The organism is Pseudochrobactrum sp. Wa41.01b-1, assembly GCF_019464455.1.
Taxonomy (GTDB): domain Bacteria; phylum Pseudomonadota; class Alphaproteobacteria; order Rhizobiales; family Rhizobiaceae; genus Pseudochrobactrum; species Pseudochrobactrum saccharolyticum.
Window position 1 is genome coordinate 1,575,585 of record NZ_CP080493.1, and the last position, 16,916, is coordinate 1,592,500.

13 protein-coding genes, 1 tRNA gene and 2 rRNA genes (1 of these 16 only partly in view) are annotated in these 16,916 nt (G+C 50.5%); 4 read left to right on the plus strand and 12 right to left on the minus strand.

The genetic code is table 11. The annotated features are described in order from the left end of the window. Positions 1–222: 222 nt before the first annotated feature. Positions 223–1,338: a hypothetical protein gene (locus tag K1X45_RS07375; RefSeq protein ID WP_220160263.1), complete on the plus strand. Its 1,116-nt coding sequence runs from the start codon at positions 223–225 to the stop codon at positions 1,336–1,338. Positions 1,339–1,378: 40 nt separating this feature from the next. Here the strand turns inward: K1X45_RS07375 and nadE are convergent, their stop codons facing one another. The 4 genes from nadE to asnB form a co-directional block, all read right to left on the minus strand. Continuing rightward, on the minus strand, positions 1,379–2,371 hold the full coding sequence (gene nadE, locus K1X45_RS07380) for an NAD(+) synthase (RefSeq protein ID WP_220160264.1): 993 nt from the start codon (positions 2,369–2,371) through the stop codon (positions 1,379–1,381). Further along, on the minus strand, positions 2,364–3,926 hold the full coding sequence (locus K1X45_RS07385) for a class I adenylate-forming enzyme family protein (RefSeq protein WP_220160419.1): 1,563 nt from the start codon (positions 3,924–3,926) through the stop codon (positions 2,364–2,366). Before K1X45_RS07385 ends, nadE begins: the two co-directional genes overlap by 8 nt. 21 nt (positions 3,927–3,947) lie before the next feature. Continuing rightward, the gene (locus K1X45_RS07390) at positions 3,948–4,202 is read right to left on the minus strand and encodes an acyl carrier protein (protein ID WP_022710621.1); all 255 of its coding nucleotides are present in this window, start codon (positions 4,200–4,202) and stop codon (positions 3,948–3,950) included. Between the two features lie 156 nt (positions 4,203–4,358). Then, positions 4,359–6,287 (minus strand): asparagine synthase (glutamine-hydrolyzing), encoded by a 1,929-nt coding sequence (asnB, locus tag K1X45_RS07395; RefSeq protein ID WP_213599032.1) that lies wholly within the window; start codon positions 6,285–6,287, stop codon positions 4,359–4,361. A gap of 496 nt (positions 6,288–6,783) precedes the next feature. Here asnB and K1X45_RS07400 point away from each other — a divergent pair, with 496 nt between their 5' ends. The 3 genes from K1X45_RS07400 to K1X45_RS07410 all read left to right on the plus strand — a co-directional run bounded on the left by K1X45_RS07400 (position 6,784) and on the right by K1X45_RS07410 (position 9,614). Next, positions 6,784–7,833 (plus strand): ABC transporter substrate-binding protein, encoded by a 1,050-nt coding sequence (locus tag K1X45_RS07400; protein ID WP_022710623.1) that lies wholly within the window; start codon positions 6,784–6,786, stop codon positions 7,831–7,833. A 207-nt stretch (positions 7,834–8,040) separates the two neighbouring features. After that, positions 8,041–8,805 (plus strand): ABC transporter ATP-binding protein, encoded by a 765-nt coding sequence (locus K1X45_RS07405; RefSeq protein WP_220160265.1) that lies wholly within the window; start codon positions 8,041–8,043, stop codon positions 8,803–8,805. Continuing rightward, the gene (locus K1X45_RS07410; RefSeq protein ID WP_213599036.1) at positions 8,802–9,614 is read left to right on the plus strand and encodes an ABC transporter permease; all 813 of its coding nucleotides are present in this window, start codon (positions 8,802–8,804) and stop codon (positions 9,612–9,614) included. The genes K1X45_RS07405 and K1X45_RS07410 overlap by 4 nt, the downstream gene beginning before the upstream one ends. Before the next feature lie 71 nt (positions 9,615–9,685). Here K1X45_RS07410 and K1X45_RS07415 read toward each other — a convergent pair whose 3' ends face one another. The 8 genes from K1X45_RS07415 to K1X45_RS07450 form a co-directional block, all read right to left on the minus strand. Beyond that, positions 9,686–9,937, minus strand: coding sequence for a hypothetical protein (locus K1X45_RS07415; RefSeq protein ID WP_220160266.1), 252 nt, complete (start codon positions 9,935–9,937; stop codon positions 9,686–9,688). Positions 9,938–10,123: 186 nt separating this feature from the next. Next, positions 10,124–11,041, minus strand: a complete 918-nt coding sequence (locus K1X45_RS07420) for a c-type cytochrome (RefSeq protein ID WP_220160267.1) — start codon at positions 11,039–11,041, stop codon at positions 10,124–10,126. Further along, on the minus strand, positions 11,041–12,381 hold the full coding sequence (locus tag K1X45_RS07425; protein ID WP_220160268.1) for a cytochrome c: 1,341 nt from the start codon (positions 12,379–12,381) through the stop codon (positions 11,041–11,043). The genes K1X45_RS07420 and K1X45_RS07425 overlap by 1 nt, the downstream gene beginning before the upstream one ends. Positions 12,382–12,574: 193 nt before the next feature. After that, positions 12,575–13,408 carry a 3-mercaptopyruvate sulfurtransferase gene (gene sseA, locus K1X45_RS07430; RefSeq protein ID WP_255560874.1) on the minus strand — a complete coding sequence of 278 codons (834 nt, stop codon included), beginning with the start codon at positions 13,406–13,408 and terminating at the stop codon, positions 12,575–12,577. Positions 13,409–13,535: 127 nt separating this feature from the next. Then, positions 13,536–14,099: a hypothetical protein gene (locus K1X45_RS07435; protein WP_255560876.1), complete on the minus strand. Its 564-nt coding sequence runs from the start codon at positions 14,097–14,099 to the stop codon at positions 13,536–13,538. Between the two features lie 554 nt (positions 14,100–14,653). Then, a tRNA-Met gene (locus K1X45_RS07440) sits at positions 14,654–14,730 on the minus strand. Positions 14,731–14,958: 228 nt separating this feature from the next. Next, positions 14,959–15,073: ribosomal RNA gene (gene rrf / locus K1X45_RS07445) — 5S ribosomal RNA — on the minus strand. A 201-nt stretch (positions 15,074–15,274) separates the two neighbouring features. Continuing rightward, positions 15,275–16,916 (minus strand): 23S ribosomal RNA (locus tag K1X45_RS07450) (it continues 1,166 nt past the right edge of the window).

Consider the following 16,916-nt stretch of genomic DNA (forward strand, 5'->3'; position numbering starts at 1 on the left):
ATAATAAACTTGATAAAAAGAATCAAGTTTATCTTCATCACAATTTTCTGCTCGTCAGTCCCAACATTTAAGTAAAAGATTTTAAAGGGTTTCTCCCGCATAGTATGATTATCAACCAAGAGCCAAGCGACAGCTGTCAGCAGCAGAAGCGGGAAGCAGAGCAGGTATAATGCGCAGATGAATGTGCAGAATGTCAGACTCTAACGACGGGATAAACTGACCATGACTGAAATCCGATCCTTAGCAGAAGCGGATATACCGGTAGTCGCTAAGCTTTTTCAAAAAATATTCCGGAAAAGCGACAAGGAACCGTCTGCTGAACTGATCGCCTATCTTCAGCGGCTTTATATCCGTTTTGCCGGAGAGACGGTGCCAGCCTCCAAAGTTCTGCTCGATAAAAACGGCAATGTCAGCGGCTTTCTCGGCGTGAATTATTTTGATTATTTTTGTGAGGCGACCAATAAAACACTGCGCACCGCCATTGTCAGCACATTGATGGTTGAGGATCATCAGCATAATCCTCTGGGTGGTGTCAAACTGATGCGCAGCCTGCAAAAAGACGGTTATGATCTGATGATAACTGAAACAGCCAGTGAGGTTGCAGCAGCGATCTGGAAAAAATTGGATGCGGTTCAGCTCACCAATTACAGCCTTGACTGGTTGCGGATTATTCGCCCGCTCAGCTTCATGACAGAAATAGCAGGCAGCAAGCTCAAACCTCTCGCAATGCTGCAACCCTTCGCCCGCAAATTTGATGATCGCAAACGCAATGCCATGCATGGTAAAAGCCTGCGCTGGTCAGCCACACCATCGGATTGGCCAACAGCTCAGCAACTGACCTGCACGAATATTGATGCAGCAGAATTTGCTGAACTTTACCAGCATTACGCGCAAAGCTTTTCCTGCCGACCGCAATGGAATACGGAGCAATTGCTGGACCGTCTGGAAGATGCCGTGCAAAAGCCTGAATATGGCAAGGCCTATATGGTCAAAGCGGGTACTAAATCCGGTAAAAATCTCGGCCTTTTTCTCTATCACTTAGAGTCTGGCAAAACAGCGCGCGTGCTGGAATTCTTCAGCGACCCGAAAGCAGCAAGCCAGATGATTGACACGCTGATCCATCATGCAGCCTCCAACGGCGCTGTCGCCATTCGCGGACGCACACAACCGGATCTGATGGAAGCGATGCTCGGGAAACGCATTGCTTTCACCCATTTATGTTCAACAATGGTCTGGGCGCAGGATCCGGCTTTATTGCCGCCTTTTGTTGAAGGAAAAGCCTTACTGAACGGCCTTGCCGGAGAATTCTGGAACAGGCTCTATGCCAATCCGCTTTAAACTCTGACAAAAAAAGCCGCCTGAAAAGGCGGCTTTCTCATTATGACAGGAAGTCCTTAACCGGCTCAACCAAGAGCGGTGGCTCATGCAGCGCTTTGGTGGTTTTGCGTTTAGCCGCAATATCCGCCCAGACATGCTGCACCTGATCCTCACCCAGATTGGTGGCTTTAGCTGTATCTGCCGCGCTGATATTGTGATTGAGCGCGTAAAGGCAAAGATCCATCAGATTATATGGCAAGGAGAAGTAGAACTCCTCCTGTGTCTGCGCCAGCGAGAAAGTATCCGTTGTCGGCGGACGCTGACGGATTTCTGCAGGCACACCCAGATAGTCGGCAAGCTGATAGACTTGCGTCTTATAAAGATGGGCAATCGGCTTCACATCCGCCGCACCGTCACCATTCTTCACGAAGAAGCCCTGATCGTATTCCAACCGGTTCGGCGTGCCGACAACCGCAAAATTCAGACGATCCGCGTGATAATATTCAAACTGTTTGCGGGTACGCTGCTTCATATTGGTAGCAGCAACGATGCCTAAATAGGCTTCCGGTGTCAGGCGGATTTTTTCCTGCTGACCATCCGGTGACTGCACCACCAGCGAGGAAATATTATAGCCGCCATTTTCAGAAGCATTGTTGATCACCAGCTTCGACGCCCAGCCCTCTCCGTAAGCAGGCACAACCGAGCGGATAAAATCATCGCGGCGGCGATAGCAGCCCATAGCAGCCAAGGCAGGACCGATATCCTCAATCACTGTCTGCACGCCAAAGGTGCCTGCAAGCTTCTGCCCCAGCGCCAGTGACAGCGGGTCGGAATCATTTTCCGGCATAAAAATACCAAAAACTTTATCCGCATCAACAGCGCGTACAGCCAGTGCCGTACTCACGCTGGAATCGATACCGCCGGAAATACCGACAACCAGACCACGGCGGCGCAGACCGCGCAGCTGACGACGTAAAGCAGCGGTGATTTTCTCCACCTCAGCTTCCGCATCAATCACCATCGTCTGTGCAGAAAATTCTTGAATCTTATTCATCCTGAAACTGCCTGTATTGTTTGGCCAATATTTCCGCCGCAAGACGACGGCTGACTTTACCTGTATCCGTTCGCGGCAATTCATCTGTAACCAGAACAAAAACCGGAACCATATAATCTTCCAGATGCTGACGGCAGAACCGGATAATCTCCTTATCAGTCAGTTCTGCATCTGCGGTGGTCACCATCGCGGTGATCGCCTGCCCCAGCATTGTATCAGGTACACCGGCTACAACAGCCTCCCGAATAGCGGGATGCGTGTAAAGCACAGTCTCTACCTCTTTCGGCGGTACTTTTTCTCCGCGTGATTTGATGATGTCGTCCTTGCGTCCGACGAAATAATAATATCCGTCTGCATCCATACGCAGCAGATCACCGGTATGCAGAACCTTTTCCCACGGATTACGCCCGCTTCTCAGCACCGCAGCACTGGCCTCGGGATTGTTCCAGTAGCCCTGCATCACATTCGGCCCGCGTATCACCATTTCACCGGCTTCACCCACAGGTACCGATCCGCCTTGTTCATCGACCAGATAGACTTCGCTATTCGGCAGTGCGATACCTACCGATTCCGGCTTCTCGCTGATCATATGCGGCGGCAACCATGTGCAGCGTTTGCATTCTGTCATGCCATACATGGAATAAATTTCTGCATCCGGCACAACGCGTTGCAGAAACTCGATATGCGGCACCGGCAATTGTGCGGCAGTGTTGGTAACATACCGCAGATCGGGCAGAAAACCGGATGTCAGATCACGCATCTGCATCATAATCGCAGACATTGTCGGGACGATAGGAAATCCGGTTACCTTCTCCGCGCGCATCATATCAAACACCGCCTGCGGAAAAGCAAAGGACTTTTCCAGCACCAGCGTTGCGCCGATCTTTACTGTCATCAGCAACTGATACAGCCCGTAATTGAAAGACAGCGGCAATACAGAGAGGATAATATCATCAGCTGTGTTTTTCAGCAGTCCTGTCAGAGAGGTCGCCGCCGCCTCAATATTGCGATGTGTCATCATCACGCCTTTGGGGCGCCCCGTTGAACCGGATGTATAAATCAGCATGGCCAGATCAATATCAATGCCACCGCTGATAATTTCAGCCTGATTTTCCTGCGGCTCAACTGCAGTCTCGAATAGCAGATGCGGACGCTTGGAGCGGCTTGGGCCTTTAACCGCAATCAAAGCCGGTATTGCAGCAAAAGCCTCAGCCTCATCAACCACCGGCAATAATTTAGCCTGTGTCAGCAAAGCAGAGGGTGTGCAGTCGTTCAGGATATAACCGAACTTATCTGCTTTGGTTGACGGGTTCACCAGCGTGAAAACCGCGCCGGCCTTCAGAATAGCAAAAACCGATACCGCTGCCTGCCAGCAATTATCCATGAAAATGACAACGCGATCCCCGCGCTGCACATTCTGCGCCCGCAGACTATGCGCCAAAGCCTCGGCTTTGGCATTAAATTCCGCATAGGAAAGACGCACCTGTCCGGTTACCAGCACAGTCTTGTGACCGGTATTGTGTGCATGGAATTTAAGATGGTTCTCGATACGCATCATCGGACAGTGTGCCTGCTATCAGGCAGCTTTGCGGGCAGTTACATAGGCAGTGATTTTTGACAGGCTGTCGAGATTAGCCGGAACAATATCTGCATCCGCCATTTTGATCCCGAAGGCCTCATCAATAAAAGCAATCAGTTCCAGCACGCCTGTGGAATCCATCACATCATTGTCGATCAGCGATGCATCATCTTCCAGCGCATAATCTGTGTCGCCGAAAAGAAAATTTTCAATAATGAACGCACGTAAGCGGTCTTTGATTGTATCACTCATGCTCATATCCTGTTTCGATCATTTCTGACACTCCCAGAGCTGCAACAGCAACAATCTGAGAATACTCTAATGAAGTCCGTAAAATACTATACTTTATTCGCTGTCTTAACACATAACTTTGACAGTAAAGTCTATAAGATTCTTAAATTTTCCGAACTAACTCAGTAAACCTGTAAATTTTTTCAGCCATATTTGTGTAGAAAGCACACCGACATAGGCTGTATTGTCACGGAAACCAGTCAGACCTTGTTCTTTATTCTTATTGTATAATTTAGATACGGCTTTAGCGTTAAAATAGCCGCTCTCCTCAATGCGGCTTTCACTCATCAGATCGCGGACATATTCCTTCTCACCCTTTCCGGTGAAAGAATGACTGTCCGGTGCACGATAAGGCTGTTTCTGCCGCTGTAAAACCTCTGCCGGAACACGCTGTTTTGCAACACGGCGCAGCAGATATTTCTCGGTCAGCCCATGCAGCTTCAACGACGGATGCAGCCTTGTTGCAAATTCAGACAGGCGATAATCCAGAAACGGAAAGCGCGTTTCCACACCATGCGCCATAGCCATACGATCCCCCTGACTGGAGAGAATATAGGATGGCAGCAGAAAACGACACTCCAGATATTGCGCCTGATGCAGCTCATGCCAGTGCCCGAACCGCTCCGGCAGTTTGGAAGCCAGCTCCTCACCCGCATCATAATCGCCGAGTTCCCGTTTCAGACCAGCGGAGAAAAACAATTTGGCAGCACTTGTCGCCTTAAAACGCGGCCGGTGCGAATAAAGCGGATCCGCCAGATCAGCACCGTGAATACCGAAAAACGCAGCCAGAGTTTCCGGTGTCTGTGCTTTTAAGCCGGGCAAATAAGGATAGAGCTTGCGAAACAATTGCGGCCTGATGTGCGATTGCGGTTGCCGCGCGCAAAAACGACGGACTTTTGCCTCGCGGAAAATATCATAGCCGGCAAAGACCTCATCCGCGCCTTCACCAGTCAAGACCGCCTTCATACCGCTTTCCCGCACCAATTGTGCAAGACGATAAAGCGGCGCCGGAGCGGTGCGCACCAGCGGCACTTCGGCAGCCTGAATAACATCGGGAAAAATAGCGGCAATATCATCTTCCGCAATGGAGATCGAATGATGTTTTGTGTGCAATGCCTGCGCCACCATTTTCTGGTAGCGGCTTTCGTCATAATCCGCCTGCTCGAAGCCCACAGAAAAACTATGCAGCTCACCTTTTGTCAGCGGCTGCGCAAAAGCAGCAATCAATGATGAATCCAACCCGCCGGAAAGATAAGTGCCGACAGGCACATCTGCCTGAATACGCAGATTTGTGGCATCCTGCAGCAAAGCTTCCAGTTCTTCTGCGGCGGCATCTGCATCATGAATGACGGCAGCATCATCCCGATCAGGATAATCCAGCGTCCAGTAACGCTGCATTTTCATACCGTTTTCGTCGCAGATCATCATATGCGCCGGTTCAAGCTCATAGATATTGCGGAAGGCTGTGCGCGGCGCAACCGGTGCCCAGAGCGTAAAAATCTGATCCAGCGCAACCGGATCAAGCTCCGCCTGTACTGGTGGCACGCGCAGCAATGCCTTGATCTCTGAAGCAAAATATAACACCCCGTCCGCATGGGTATAGAAAAGCGGACGCACACCCAGACGATCGCGGGCAATGAACATGCGCTTTAACTGCACATCCCATAAAGCAAAGGCAAAATCACCATTCATAAAGCGCAGGCAATCCGTGCCATAACGGGCATAAAGATGCAGGATCACTTCCGTATCGCTATGGGTACGAAACTGTGCGCCCTGTGCTTCCAGATCGCGGCGCAATTCAGCATGATTGAAAATCTGGCCGTTGAAAACCAGCACATATCGCTGATCGGCCATTGTCATCGGTTGCTGGCCGTCGCTGATCCCGACAATGGACAAACGCTTATGCGCCAGACCTGCCCCATTCAAAACAACAGCGCCCTGCTCGTCAGGGCCGCGATGAGCAACGGCATCTGCCATGCGGCGCAGTAAAATCTCCGGCGCCTGATCTGTTTTTATCTGCCCGACATAGCCTGCTAATCCGCACACGATAACGCTCCCGCTGACATAGGCGGCAATAGCAACCGGAAAAATCCGGACTTGCCAGCAAAAGCCCGCCTGACATAATCTTGTATCGCAGAGTCTGCCTTGTGACCAAACAACATTTTCACGAACAGGGCAGCACGATAAGAAATGTCAGTTTAATATTAACAAACAGCATTTTGCACGCTCATAGATGAGAAGCGCATGCAACGACTCTGCCCTCACAGATCTGTTATGCCTGTCCCTGCACCACAAAGCTCATTCAAAATTTTTATGCCGGTCAGCAATTAAAATCGCTGTTTCCGTTCACAATTACGAGGAACAAACAGCTATCTGACTGCTTTTAACTTCAAATCCCGATGAATTTGCTCTACAAGAACGCACGAAATCATTGCAAAAAATTCCATGTCTTTGCGTAATAAAGCGTCGGGCACGGACAGCGGATCATCGGATATTGTCGCTTATAACAATACACCTGACCGCTTTTGGTAAGGATCAACAGATGCAGAAATTCCAGCTCTCCCGCCGTCAGACTCTCGCAGGGCTCAGTGCAGCCGGTGCCATGACTGTGCTGGGTGCTCCTTTTTCTTTAAGTGCCAGAGCGGAAAGCACACAGGTTAAAGCCGTGCTCGGTATTATCCGCCTTGCCAGTCAGGCACCAAGCTTCATCGCGCAGGAACGCGGTTATTTCAAAGCCGAAAACCTCGATATGGAGTTCAAATATTTTGAAGCCGCACAGCCAATGGCCGTAGCCATTGCAGGTGGTGATGTTGATTACGGTGTAACAGCCATGAGCGGCGGCCTGATCAATCTGGCCGAAAAGAATGCTGTAAAAGTCATCGGCGGTTCTTTGCAGGAAGAAAAAGGCCTCGCAGGCCAGATCATTCTTGCTTCAAACAAAGCCTATGAAGCCGGCCTCACCGAGCCTAAGCATCTAGCAGGCAAGAGCTTCGGCATTACTACCGCCGGTTCGTCCTTCCATTTCATGGCTTACAAAATTGCCAAGGCTAACAATATTCCGCTGTCTGAAATCACCCTGCGCCCGTTGCAGAAGGTCGGCGCTGTTGTCGGCGCTCTGACTTCCGGCCAGATTGATGCATGGGCTATTCAGCCAAGCATTGCCAAGAAGATGATTGCAGAAGGTGCAGCCAAGCAGATCGGTCTGGTCTCTGATGTTGCGCCGGATTATCAGGTGACAACTGTTTTCACTTCCACCAAAAATGCTGCGGAAGAACGGGCGAAAACCGAGGCTTTCATCCGCGCTTATTCCAAAGCCATTGATGATTACAATGCGGCTCTGGTCGACAAAACCGCCTCTGCGGAAGAAGTCGATGCGATTGCAAAAATCGCCCATAAATATGTGGAAATGGATTTGCCGTTCGAACAGGCCAAAACCAATCTGGTCAATGGCGCAATGCGTATCAACAAGGGTCTTGCCCTGTCTCTTGCCTCTGTCACTGAACAGCTCAACTGGTTCAAAGACGAGAAGATGGTAAAAGACACCATCACCCCTGAAATGCTGTTTGACACCAGCTACGTCAAAACCATCTGATTTTCTATTCTGAGCCGGTTCTTTTGTTCAACCGGCTCCCCTCCGCGAAATATCAGGGCCCGTAGCGATCGAGTATTTCTAGCTTGTTTTAATTCATAGAAATACTCTATCTTTTTGTTATTACGTGTAGCTTATCCGAAAACCGCTTCACACTTTTCGGGATACACTTTAACCCTGCCGCCCTGACAAGAAGAAGTAAAAACTGGCATGGATTTGCTGTTAAAAAATGTCGGCCACCATTACGGCAAGGTCGAAGTTTTGCGTGATATCACGCTAGAGATCAATCAGGGGCAGATCGTCTGTCTGATCGGCCCATCCGGTTGCGGCAAATCCACTTTGCTCCGTTTTATCGGCGGTCTTGAACAGCCGGCATCCGGTCAGGTTCTGCAAGTCGGGGAACCTTCTCCGTCCTCTCTCAATCCGCTGACCTATGTTTTTCAGCATTTTGCATTGCTGCCTTGGCGCACGGTTGCCGGTAATATCCGGCTGGTACTGGAAGATCACAAATTATCCGCCAAAGAGATGGATGCAATCATCAGTGATGTGCTGGCACGCACCCGTCTCTCGGATTTTACCGATGCCTATCCAAAACAGCTCTCCGGCGGCATGAAACAGCGCGTTGCCATTGCCCGTGCACTGGCTGTGCGCCCTGATGTCATGCTGATGGATGAGCCGCTCTCGGCACTCGACAGCCAGACACGGGAATTGCTGATGGACGATCTGGTATCGCTCTGGACACGCCAGCCTTTCACTGCTGTCTATGTCACCCATAATCTGGCTGAAGCCGTGCGCCTCGGCCATAAGATTGTGGTGCTGTCCCGCCGTCCGGGGCGGATTAATCAGGTAGTGACAATCGACACGCCTCTCGATCAGCGCCATCTCGCAGACCCTGTACTGGATGCCAAGCAGCAGGAACTATGGGCGCTTATGCGCGATGAAGCGATGGCTGCGGATCAGGAGCTGCTGAAATGACAAAACCATCAGATAACCAGACAATCATCACCCGTCCTGTACCCTTTCGCGGCGGCGGTTTTGCACCGGTGAAAGTACGTTTCATAGCGCCTTTGCTGTTTATTGCCCTGATTGCACTGGCTGAAATCGGCACCCGCACAGGTTTTATTTCCAATCTGACTTTGCCGCGCCCTTCTGCGGTGCTGGGCACTTTCTATCAACTTTATGATACCGGCCTGCTCTGGCAACATCTGCTGCCATCATTGCAACGGCTGATTGTCGGCGCTTCGATGGGGATTTTCGCCGGTGTGCTGCTCGGCACAATGATCGGACTGTTCTCCTATGTCCGTGCCGGTCTGGTACCGCTTGTCGCCGCTATTTTCCCGATCCCTAAAATTGCATTGCTGCCGCTGTTTGTGATCTGGTTCGGCATTGATGAAATGTCAAAATATGCGCTGATTGCATTCGGTACTTTCACCCCGACCGTCGTGGCAACCTATGGTGCGGTTGATAATGTGGATCGCAGCCTGATCCGCATGGGGCAAAGTTTTAACCTGCGCTGGTGGTCAATTATCCGCAAGATCGTGTTGCCCGGTGCCCTGCCCGGCATTCTGTCGGGCTTACGTGTTTCCATCGCCATTGCCATTATTCTGCTGGTTGCTGCCGAAATGCTCGGCGCGCAATATGGCGTCGGCGCCTATATTCTGGAAGCCGGTTCGCTCTATGATCTGGAGCGCCTGTTTGCCGGTGTTACTATCCTCTCCGTCATGGGGCTGATTACCAGCTGGATGATCGGCAGGGTTGAACATTATTTCCTCAGCTGGCGCTGATCCGGCATAACAACAAAAAAGGCGCGGACAATATAACCTGTCCGCGCCTTTTTTGTATCTTGCTGAAGGGCTTATCCTTCAATCCAGCTTGTGCTGTTATCCGGTGACTGACAACCATAAGGCGGCAAAGTTTTTGTGCCGAAATTCTTTTTCAGCTGCATGCAACCCCAGTGGCGGATCGGTGCAGGCATATAGGATTGCAGATCAATCCCAACCTCATCAAACGGATCTGTAGTATTGGTCACATAACTATACCAACGCTGTCCGGCAACAGCGATTGCAGCAATCACAACAATCAGAATAATTCGCAGCAGCTTATTCACGGGACCTCAAAATTTTACGTTTTCGCACAACAATGCAGCAGATCAGAATGAGAAATCTGTTTGTCACCTAAATATCCAGCAAGCAAGAACAAAAAAACGGCAGCAATTTCTTGCTGCCGGCTTTTCCGATCACGCACCACACGTGAGTAGAGCGACCTTTGCACGCCCAACGGGGCGCACGGCGCCCTAATAGCGGGCATCTTTCGGCTTTTTGCCATTCGGCCAGTCATTGACCTTACCGGCAAAATCCGGACGCGGCATATGTGTGAAATATTCAGACACATCAACCGCTTCCTGATCGGTCAATACGCCCCCCTGCCCGAGCATACCGTCCTGATGGACGCTGACCGGCATATTATATTTGACAAATGCCGCTGCCTTATAGGTACGTGCCATACCCGCACCGATGTTAAAGCTGTCATCGCCCCAAAGCGGCGGGAAGACATAATCACCGAACTGATCTTTTTTGCCTTCACCGTCATTGCCATGACAAACGGCGCATTGGGTTGCATAAATCGCCTTGCCTTTGACAGGATCCGGCACCAGTGACTCATCAATTTTGCCGGCACCGGACACTTTCACCATATGCTCTTTCGGCAATCCCTGACCGAGCCATTTCATATAGGCAATCATAGCGCCCATTTCCTCGGACTTCGGATCAAGCGGCTTACCATTCATCGAACGCTGGAAGCAGCCATTGATACGCATCACCAGATTAACTTCCTTACCCGCACGCGGCATCACCCGCGGATAGAAATTATAGGAGTTAATATAAGGCGCGCCTTTATCCAGCTTGCCCTGCGCCAGATGACAGGAGTTACAATTCAGCCCCGCACCAACATTTTCCGGCAGTAAACGGGCTGTTTCATTGAGCAGGCGCTTACCATACATAATGGCTTCCGCATCCGGTTCTTTGGCAATCAGATCATCGCTCGGGATCGTATATTTGCCAACGACTTTGCCTTCTGCATCCACCACATCATAGGTCGGCAGCGGCGGTGCATCAACACGCGACGGCTTCACCAGAAATGTCCAGCCTGCGCCTGCAGCTGCGATTGTTACGACAAGGGCTGCAACTGTACCGATCCAGAATTGCTTACTCATTATTTTGCCTCCGGAACATAATGCACAGGCTTGTGCTCAATCAGATGCCGCATGCGGGCAATATCGCTATCCTTGATATGTGAGCCGTGATTGCCCCAGCCGTTACGGATAAAGTTCAGAATATCCGCGATTTCCTTGTTGGTGAGATGGGCAAAGCCCGGCATCTTGAACACCATCGGATCATGCGGCGTATCAGCCATTGCTGCACCATCCAGTGTCAGCTGGATCAGTGAGCTCGGATCTTCCGCAAAAACAATCGAATTACCGGCAAGCGCAGGGAAAACACGTTCCGCACCACGACCATCCAGACGGTGACAAGCCGCACAATTATCCACATAACCAACGGCACCCGGAGCGGAGAAATCACCGGCACGCAGAGCTGCAGTTGTCACATCTTGCTTCGGTGTCCATTGCTGCGGATGACTGTCACGCGCAGGCAGGCTCTTCAGATAGCGGGCAATCGATGTCAGATCGTCATCCGTCAGATATTGCGTACTATGAGCAACCACATCTGCCATACCACCAAAGGCGGCGGTGCGATCATTACGGCCGGTTTTCAGGAAGTCAGTAATTTCGGTTTCAGTCCATGTGGAAAGGCCGGTGCCTTCATCACGCAGGTTCTTCGCATACCAGCCTTCGAGAACAGAGCCGGACAGGTAATTGCCCTTTTTGTCATCGCTAAGCGCAGTTTCCTGATAGCCGATACCTCGCGGTGTATGGCAGGCGCCGCAATGAGCAAGACCTTCGACCAGATAGGCACCACGATCAATCATCGCATCCATACCTGTTGCCGAAGTAAATTCACGCGGCTGCGCAAAAGCGAGCTGCCAATAGGCCAGCGGCCAGCGCATATTCATCGGCCAAGGCAAAGTGGAAGCCTGATTTTCCTGCTCAACCTTTTCCACGCGCGACATGAAATATGCATAAAGCGCTTTGATATCGTCATCTTTTACAACGACATAGGAAACATAAGGCATGGCCGGATAGAGCGCCACGCCATCAGGTCGCACACCACGACGTACAGCACGCTCGAAATCGCCGTAACTGTAATTGCCGATACCGGTTTTCTTATCCGGCGTAATATTGGTGGAATAAATCGTGCCGAGCGGTGTCTGCATACCCAGACCACCGGCAAATTCCTTGCCGCCGGGTGCAGTGTGACAAGCAATACAGTCACCGGCACGGGCAAGATATTCACCTTGCTTAATCAGTGCCGGATCCTGAATATTAACGTCAGCTTCCTGTTTTGGTGCGTACCAATGGTGCGATGTGACTGCGATAGCATAGCTTGCGCCAAACAAGCCCAGACCACATAGGACCAGTGTTTTAACAAGCTTCATGTTGAACTCCTGAGTCGTCTCTTCACCTCCATCTGAGACTGTCAGGAATGTTTCTCATTGATTCAGATCAATGACTTCATGCATTCACGATATTTACGTTCCAAAACATAGCCAATTACAAGAACAACAGTTTTCTATGGTGCAAATTCAAAGAAAATTATACCATTAACTGGCATTTACGCAGAAAAACCGCTCAGGTCACTGTGCCCCATTCTGTCCATGAACCGTCATACAGACGGACATTTTCATAACCCAGCAAATTGAGTGCAAGAAACAACACGGCGGCTGTCACACCTGAGCCGCAGGTTGTTACAACCGGTTTGTCTTTTTTCACGCCCTGCGCTTCAAAAATTACCTTCATTGTATCAAGCGCTTTGAAAGCGCCGTCTTCTACGAGCGATCCGTAAGGCACATTGACAGAACCGGGAATAGAGCCGGAACGAACATTCGCACGCGGCTCTGGTACGGCACCGGTAAACCGTTCAGCCGAACGGGCATCCGTAATATGTGCTTTTGCATGTTTGGCAATCAGCACCATTTCTTCAATGAAAACAACTTTTTCACCGGCATAGACCGGTTTGAATGCAACAGGCTCTGGTGCGACTTTACCGCTCTCTGTTTCAAAGCGCTCAGCCTGCCATGCAGCAATACCACCGCGCAGAATATGCAGTTTTTGCACGCCCATAATATGAAACAGCCACCAGACGCGGGGCGCGGCAAACAAATCACCGGTTTCATAGATGACGATCTCATCATCAACGCTGATGCCCAGCTTGCCCACAGCTTCCGCGAAGACTTCCGGTGACGGAACAGTATGCGGGAAAGAAGAGCTCGGATCGACAATCTTATCCTGATCGAAGAAGACTGCGCCCGGAATATGAACCTGCTCAAATTCCTCACCGCAGATGCGCTTTGTCGCCGGCATATACCAAGAACCGTCAACAATTTTCAAACCGCCTGATTTCTGACGCTCTTTCACCCATTGCGGCGATACAAAAATTTCTTCCGGAGTCATTTCATTCCCCATATGTCACTCATTCACACATAGAATATAAGTGTCTTTATCAATGGCAAGGAATGAATTGCAGAAATCTGTATGATCTCTGCACATTAGCTGTCTGTATCCGGTTACAGTGCTACTTATGTCTGCGGGATTAACGCTCGCCGCCATATCCACGGCGTTTCCACTCCTGAAGCGGCATAATATCAGGCATTCCACCACCTGCCTCATACCAGGAATCGACCGCCCAACTTTGACCCGACATATCTTTGATTACCGCAGTCCAATGCGGGTAACGGCCATCAATGAATGAACCACGCGTCATTCGTTTAGCGACAGTATGATGCTTTAACCAACCGCGTGTTTCCAAATATCGTAGGAAATTATCCGTGTTGATCGATTCATCAACACAATCCATTTGGCCTTTAATGCGGGCTTTGCCGAACTGCATTTTTGGTTTGTCACGGACACTGATAACTACTGTGCCCCGTTCTTCGAATATTGCAACAGCCATCCGCAACGCTTTTCTCTCGTCATTTGCGCTACGAGTAGCCTTTTGCAACAGATTACGGATACGGCTCTCATCCTTTGAACTTAACTTCACTTTGGTTCGGTAATAACAATCATAACCGTGACAAACACGAAAAGTTTGAGCTGATGCCATTTCCAGTGGCAACATCAGGCTTACAAGAACACCGGCACACAATAGTTTAATCATTCAGGCACTCCGCATTCTTGTAGAACGGTTACAAATATCATTTCATTACTAAAAATTGATCCGACTGCCCAGATCCATAGCAATGCTTATAATCAGTAAAAGTGAATTTCTAAGTTCACTTTCCCCTCCCCCGTTTTTCTCATTCGCATGTTTTAAACACAAAAAAGCCCCGCGCATTTCTGCCGGAGCTTGGGATGTGTGGGGGGATAGGTTTTGTTTACGGGATTTTTCCCGTTCGTTGTGCAATTGATAATGTATCGCTTGCTTTTCCTGCTCACCCTTCAGGTTATGAGTGTGATGAGGTGAGAGCGTTAAAAAATCGATTGCTTATCGATTTTAGCTCGAACGGGCTGATCGAGGATGCATTGACGCGCCTATTGGAATGGCGTCTGGATCGTGGTTTTAATTGTTTTGAGGGAAGATTGGTTGCGGGGGCAGGATTTGTGGTTTTGTCTCCCGCTTTGTCGGCTTTGCCTCCTTGCGGGCCTCTGACTAGGCTTAAAATCTACGACCCGTTACAAAAAAAATCCCGCTCAAAGAGCGGGCTGTTTATTTGGTTGCGGGGGCAGGATTTGAACCTGCGGCCTTCAGGTTATGAGCCTGACGAGCTACCGGGCTGCTCCACCCCGCGTCAAAGATTTTCGGGTTTTGAGCCCGGGAGCGAAGTCAGGCGTAGCCTGATGAGGTGAGGCCGTATAGCAATCGATTGATTATCGATTGTAGGCCGAACGGGCGCTCCACCCTAGATATATGATCGCTTAAGATTTGCTTTGAAGATTGTCTTATCGGTAAGCGATTGATTTGCGCGTTTAGCGCTGAATGTTTGAGAAGATGTTTTTGTTTTCTGTGCCATTTGCAGACCTGGCAGCGACCTACTCTCCCGTGTCTTAAGACAAAGTACCATTGGCGCTGGAGCGTTTCACGGCCGAGTTCGGAATGGGATCGGGTGCAGCCGCTCCGCCATAACCACCAGGTCAGCAAAGGGCACAGAAACAAATAAGAAGCTGGATTTTTCGTGCACTGCGTAATTAGCGCAGTTCCGTCTCTAAGCACGCGACTGCGTGCCGGCCGTTAGGCCGCCCTCTCGGAGCCATTCACGAAGTGAATAGGGCGTGAGAGAGAAGAAACTATCAAACTCATCCATTGGATGAGCTTGATGGATATTGATAATGAGAACAATCAAGTCGATCGAGCTATTAGTACCGGTCAGCTGCATGCATTACTGCACTTCCACATCCGGCCTATCAACGTGGTGGTCTTCCACGGCTCTGATAGGGAATACTCGTTTTAAGGTTAGTTTCCCGCTTAGATGCCTTCAGCGGTTATCTAGTCCGTATATAGCTACTCTGCTATGCCGTTGGCACGACAACAGATCCACCAGAGATACGTCCATCCCGGTCCTCTCGTACTAGGGACAGATCCTTTCAATATTCCTACACCCACGGCAGATAGGGACCGAACTGTCTCACGACGTTCTGAACCCAACTCACGTACCGCTTTAAATGGCGAACAGCCATACCCTTGGGACCTGCTCCAGCCCCAGGATGCGATGAGTCGACATCGAGGTGCCAAACAACCCCGTCGATATGGACTCTTGGGGGTCATCAGCCTGTTATCCCCGGCGTACCTTTTATCCGTTGAGCGATGGCCCTTCCACACGGGACCACCGGATCACTATGACCGACTTTCGTCTCTGCTCGACTTGTCTGTCTTGCAGTCAGGCGGGCTTATGCCATTGCACTCGACGAACGATTTCCGACCGTTCTGAGCCCACCATCGCGCGCCTCCGTTACTCTTTAGGAGGCGACCGCCCCAGTCAAACTACCCACCATACACGGTCCTGGACCCGGATATACGGGTCGCAGTTAGACATCTATGACGATAAGGGTGGTATTTCAAGGATGACTCCACGAAGGCTGGCGCCTCCGCTTCAAAGTCTACCACCTATCCTACACATGTCGCCACAAATGCCAGTGTAAAGCTATAGTAAAGGTGCACGGGGTCTTTCCGTCTAACCGCAGGAACCCCGCATCTTCACGGGGAATTCAATTTCACTGAGTCTGCGTTGGAGACAGCGGGGAAGTCGTTACGCCATTCGTGCAGGTCGGAACTTACCCGACAAGGAATTTCGCTACCTTAGGACCGTTATAGTTACGGCCGCCGTTTACTGGGGCTTCAATTCAAGGCTTGCACCTCTCCTCTTAACCTTCCAGCACCGGGCAGGCGTCAGACCCTATACGTCGTCTTGCGACTTCGCAGAGCCCTGTGTTTTTGGTAAACAGTCGCTACCCCCTGGTCTGTGCCACCCTCATCTGCTTGCGCAAACAAGGGTCACGCTTCTTCCGAAGTTACGCGTGCAATTTGCCGAGTTCCTTCAACGCAGTTCTCTCAAGCGCCTTGGTATACTCTACCAGTCCACCAGTGTCGGTTTAGGGTACGGTCTATATGTGGGAGCTATTTCCTGGAACCGCTTCGCTGCAAGATCAATCCAATAAGACCTTACAACACACGCGATCCGTCACTACCCACAGGCCCACGAATATTAACGTGGTTCCCATCGACTACGCCTTTCGGCCTCGCCTTAGGGGCCGGCTAACCCTGCTCAGATTAACTTTAAGCAGGAACCCTTGGACTTTCGGCGAGAGTGTCTCTCACACTCTTTATCGTTACTCATGTCAGCATTCTCACTTCTGATACCTCCAGGATCTCTCACGAGTATCCCTTCACAGGCTTACAGAACGCTCCGCTACCACGCACATACGTGCATCCACAGCTTCGGTGTATGGCTTTAGCCCCGGTACATTTTCGGCGCAAAGA

Coding starts and splice junctions, on each gene's coding strand:
- K1X45_RS07375 (WP_220160263.1), top strand. CDS start 223: ATGACTGAAATCCGATCCTTAGCAGAAGCGGATATACCGGTAGTCGCT.
- nadE (WP_220160264.1), bottom strand. CDS start 2,371: ATGAATAAGATTCAAGAATTTTCTGCACAGACGATGGTGATTGATGCG.
- K1X45_RS07385 (WP_220160419.1), bottom strand. CDS start 3,926: ATGCGTATCGAGAACCATCTTAAATTCCATGCACACAATACCGGTCAC.
- K1X45_RS07390 (WP_022710621.1), bottom strand. CDS start 4,202: ATGAGTGATACAATCAAAGACCGCTTACGTGCGTTCATTATTGAAAAT.
- K1X45_RS07400 (WP_022710623.1), top strand. CDS start 6,784: ATGCAGAAATTCCAGCTCTCCCGCCGTCAGACTCTCGCAGGGCTCAGT.
- K1X45_RS07405 (WP_220160265.1), top strand. CDS start 8,041: ATGGATTTGCTGTTAAAAAATGTCGGCCACCATTACGGCAAGGTCGAA.
- K1X45_RS07410 (WP_213599036.1), top strand. CDS start 8,802: ATGACAAAACCATCAGATAACCAGACAATCATCACCCGTCCTGTACCC.
- K1X45_RS07420 (WP_220160267.1), bottom strand. CDS start 11,041: ATGAGTAAGCAATTCTGGATCGGTACAGTTGCAGCCCTTGTCGTAACA.
- K1X45_RS07425 (WP_220160268.1), bottom strand. CDS start 12,381: ATGAAGCTTGTTAAAACACTGGTCCTATGTGGTCTGGGCTTGTTTGGC.
- sseA (WP_255560874.1), bottom strand. CDS start 13,408: ATGGGGAATGAAATGACTCCGGAAGAAATTTTTGTATCGCCGCAATGG.
- K1X45_RS07435 (WP_255560876.1), bottom strand. CDS start 14,099: ATGATTAAACTATTGTGTGCCGGTGTTCTTGTAAGCCTGATGTTGCCA.